The 3,529-nt window shown below is 67.5% G+C and carries 4 protein-coding genes; 2 read left to right on the forward strand and 2 right to left on the reverse strand.

All coding sequences use genetic code 11. From position 1 onward, the window contains the following. On the forward strand, window positions 1–1,110 hold a 1,110-nt coding region (locus INE98_RS04110), incomplete at its 5' end, for a 3-deoxy-7-phosphoheptulonate synthase class II (protein ID WP_293536800.1). Between the two features lie 15 nt (window positions 1,111–1,125). Here the strand turns inward: INE98_RS04110 and INE98_RS04115 are convergent. Continuing rightward, window positions 1,126–2,562: a phosphatidylserine/phosphatidylglycerophosphate/cardiolipin synthase family protein gene (locus tag INE98_RS04115; protein ID WP_293536801.1), complete on the reverse strand. Its 1,437-nt coding sequence runs from the start codon at window positions 2,560–2,562 to the stop codon at window positions 1,126–1,128. Between the two features lie 144 nt (window positions 2,563–2,706). On the opposite strand from INE98_RS04115, the gene INE98_RS04120 reads away from it, so the two are divergent. After that, the gene (locus INE98_RS04120) at window positions 2,707–3,180 is read left to right on the forward strand and encodes a hypothetical protein (protein ID WP_293536803.1); all 474 of its coding nucleotides are present in this window, start codon (window positions 2,707–2,709) and stop codon (window positions 3,178–3,180) included. A gap of 1 nt (window position 3,181) precedes the next feature. Here INE98_RS04120 and INE98_RS04125 read toward each other — a convergent pair. Beyond that, window positions 3,182–3,529, reverse strand: a 348-nt coding sequence (locus INE98_RS04125) for a uracil-DNA glycosylase (RefSeq protein WP_293536804.1), incomplete at its 5' end; no start/stop codon positions are given.

Genomic DNA, 3,529 nt, shown 5'->3' on the forward strand with positions numbered 1-3,529 from the left:
CAGATGGCGGTGGTGCTGACCTTCGCCGGAGGCAAGCCGGTGGTGAAGGTCGGTCGTATGGCCGGCCAGTTCGCCAAGCCGCGCTCCTCCGCCACCGAGACCGTCGGGGACGTGACCCTGCCGTCCTACCGGGGCGACATCATCAATGGCATGGAGTTCGACCCCGCTTCACGGACGCCGGATCCCCAGCGCCTGCTCCAGGCCTACGCCCAGTCCGCCTCGACTCTGAACCTGCTGCGGGCCTTCGCCGGGGGCGGCTACGCCGACCTGCACAATATTCATCGCTGGACCCTCGGATTCGTGGGCGACAGCCCTCAGGGCGCCCGCTACCGCGCGCTCTCGGAGAAGATCACCGAGGCCCTTACCTTCATGGCCGCGATCGGCGTCACTCCCGAGACCCATCCGGATCTTCACAGGGTGGAGTTCTTCACCTCCCACGAGGCCCTGCTGCTGGGCTTCGAGGAAGCCATGACGCGGGTCGATTCCACCTCCGGCGACTGGTACGACACCTCCGCTCACCTTCTGTGGATCGGCGAGCGGACCCGCCAGCCCGACGGCGCCCACGTGGAGTTCTTCCGCGGCATCCGCAATCCGATCGGCATGAAGGTCGGACCCACGCTTGAGGCCGACGAACTCCTTCGGCTGGTCGAAATCCTGAATCCGGCCAACGAGCCTGGAAGACTGACCCTCTACGGCCGCTTCGGTCACGACAAGATCGCTGCCCGCCTGCCGTCGCTTCTCAGGGCGACCCGGTCCGCCGGCGCGCGGGTCGTCTGGGCGATCGACCCCATGCACGGCAACACCCTCACGGCCGCGACGGGCTACAAGACCCGCCCGTTCGACCGGATCCTTTCCGAGGTGAAGAGCTTCGTCGAGATCTGCCGGGCTGAAGGCGTGCACCCTGGCGGCGTCCATCTGGAGATGACGGGGCAGAACGTCACCGAGTGCCTCGGCGGCGCCCGCGCTCTCTCGGAAGGCGATCTCGCGGACCGCTATCACACCCACTGCGACCCGCGATTGAATGGCGAACAGGCCCTCGAACTGGCCTTCCTGGTGGCCGAGAAGCTCAAGGAAGACCGCCTGGGCGAAGCGCTCAAGCAGGCGGTCTGAGTCGCCGTCAGGCGTTCAGAGCAAGTGTTCGATAGGTGCGAGGGCCAACAGCCTCAGCAGGGCCTTTTCGAAGATGTTGAGGCCAGGCTCACGTTTCAGGACCTTTTCCTCACCTGAACCCGTATCCAGCCAGACGATGCGGCCTTCCTGCGCGCGCAGTTCGTAGGCGCTGGCGCGAGCGCCGGTGTCGAGGAAGTCCTTCACCCCTTGCGCTGCTGGCGGACTGCGCAGGACAAGACCCATCTCGGTATTCAGGTTCACGGAGCGCGGATCGAAGTTGAACGATCCCACGAAGATCCTGTCGCCATCCACGGCGAAGGTCTTGGCGTGAAGGGTCGAGCGCGACCTCAGCCCGGCGAACTCAAGATCGGGTTCCTCGACGGGTTCGCCGGTCGGCTTGAACTCGAACAGCCGTACCCCCCCCTCCAGCAGGTCCCGGCGGTACTTGGAATAGGCGGCGTGCACAGGGGTGGAGTTGGTCGCCTTGGCGGAATTGGTCAGGACCCGCACGTCGACGCCTCGCGACCGAAGCGCCACCAGGCCTTCGACCCAGTCGTCGCTCGGGATGAAGTAGGGAGAGATCACAAGCAGCGAGCGGCTCGGGGCGCCGATCTCCTGCTGGATCTGCTCCCGGATCGGATCGAAGGCATGCGGCGTATCTGGCCTTGCATAGAGCTTGGTGGGCGGGTCCGAGAACACCAGGGTGGGCGCGGACTGGAACGGGGCGGAGGGCTCGGCCCCTTCCTCGCAGCGGGGCGCAAGGTCCGGCGAGGGATCGCGGAACGTCCTGGGCCGGGCGGGAAGCGGATCGATTGCCTCCAGCGGCGCGGCGAGGGGGGCGTTCCAGTAGAGCTCGAAGACCCCGGTAAGGTCCGCCACCACCGGCCCTTCGACAATGACATCCAGGTCGGCGAACTTCACCTCGCCCTGCCGGAAGTAGACGTCGCCAATGTTCCGGCCGCCGATGATCGCCGCACGGTCGTCGACGATGAAAGACTTGTTGTGCATCCGCCTGTTGAGCTGACCGAACCGCAGGAGGTAGTCGATCCGGCGGCCCAGCCCGCGGTGCTGGGAGGCGTTGACATAGCGGATCTCGACCCCCGGCGTCCTGCGAAGGGTGTCCAGCCTGGGTTTGGCCTCGTGGGACCCGTAGTCGTCGAGAAGCAGCCGGATCGCGACGCCCCTGGCGGCGGCCGCCTCCAACTCGCGGATCAGGCCCGAGCCCGTGATATCAGGGGTCAGGATGTAGGTCTGGATGTCGACCCGTCGGGTGGCGGACCGGATCAGCGAGATCCGGCTGCAATAGGCGTCCATGTTGGACGAGAGCGCGCGGAAGGCGGAGACCGGTTCTGCAGGCTCCGGCGGTTCCGCCCGGGCTCCCGCAGCCCCGACGGTGAAGGCCGCTGCGAGGCCTGCGAGCACCCGACCTGCGAGTGAAGGCGAGAAGATCAACCTGCATCTCCCCGGGCCCTGGGCCCGTCCGCGGCGAGAACACGCCGGGGAGAAAGGTTGCAGGAATGCGGCCCCAGGGGAAACCCCTGGCGGCTGCGGTCTTGACCTGGCCGAAGCCGGACGGTTCTAGAAGCCATGCTTTCCGTGATCACTCACTCCGGCGGCTCGCCCGAGGCTGTCTCGGGCCTCCTCTCCGACCTGGTTCCCGGGGCGGTGAGCGGCCTCATCCGGGACGTCATCCTTGTGGAGTCCGAAGGTGATGGCGAGGCCCTCGCCGCACTCTGTCAGGACGCAGGCGCCAGGCGGCTCCCGGGTGGCCTCGGCGTTGCGGTTCGGGAAGCGCGGAGCGATCTGATCCTCCTGGCGTCTGCACAGCTGCGTCTGGACAGCTTCGCCCTCGAGCGTCTTGGCCGGGAGGTCAGCGCACTGCATCCGGACGCCGCCGGCCGGGGCCTCGCCCTCACGGGTCCCGCCTTCCTCGGGATATGGTCTCCAGGCCCGCCCCAGGGGCTGGTGACCACCCGGGCGCGACTGCTGGCCCTTGCGCCGGGCGTCAGGCTTGAGTCCGCCCTGGCCAGGGCCTCCAGAGGGGCGCAGCGCCTCAGCATCGCCGGCTGAGCTAGGGGCGGGCCGGCCTGTTGAGCCTCTCCGCGAAGATCTTGAGATCCGACCAGGCCATGGCCTTGGCGGAGGGGGTCCGCATCAGGAAGGCCGGGTGAAAGGTGGGCAGGGCCGGTATTTCCAGGTCCCCGTCCGCTGTCCGCCACTCGAACCAGCGACCATGCAGGCGGTTGATGCCCTCCGTCTGATCGAGCAGGCTCCGGGTGGCCGGGGCCCCGACGAGGAGCAGCAATCTAGGGCGGACCAGGCGGATGGCCTGTTCAACGAAGGGCTTGCAGACGAGCTGCTCCTCCGGGGTCGGAGTCCGGTTTCCCGGGGGCCTCCAGAAGACGGTGTTCGTGATGAA

This window comes from Phenylobacterium sp. (assembly GCF_020253645.1).
Taxonomy (GTDB): Bacteria; Pseudomonadota; Alphaproteobacteria; order Caulobacterales; family Caulobacteraceae; genus Phenylobacterium.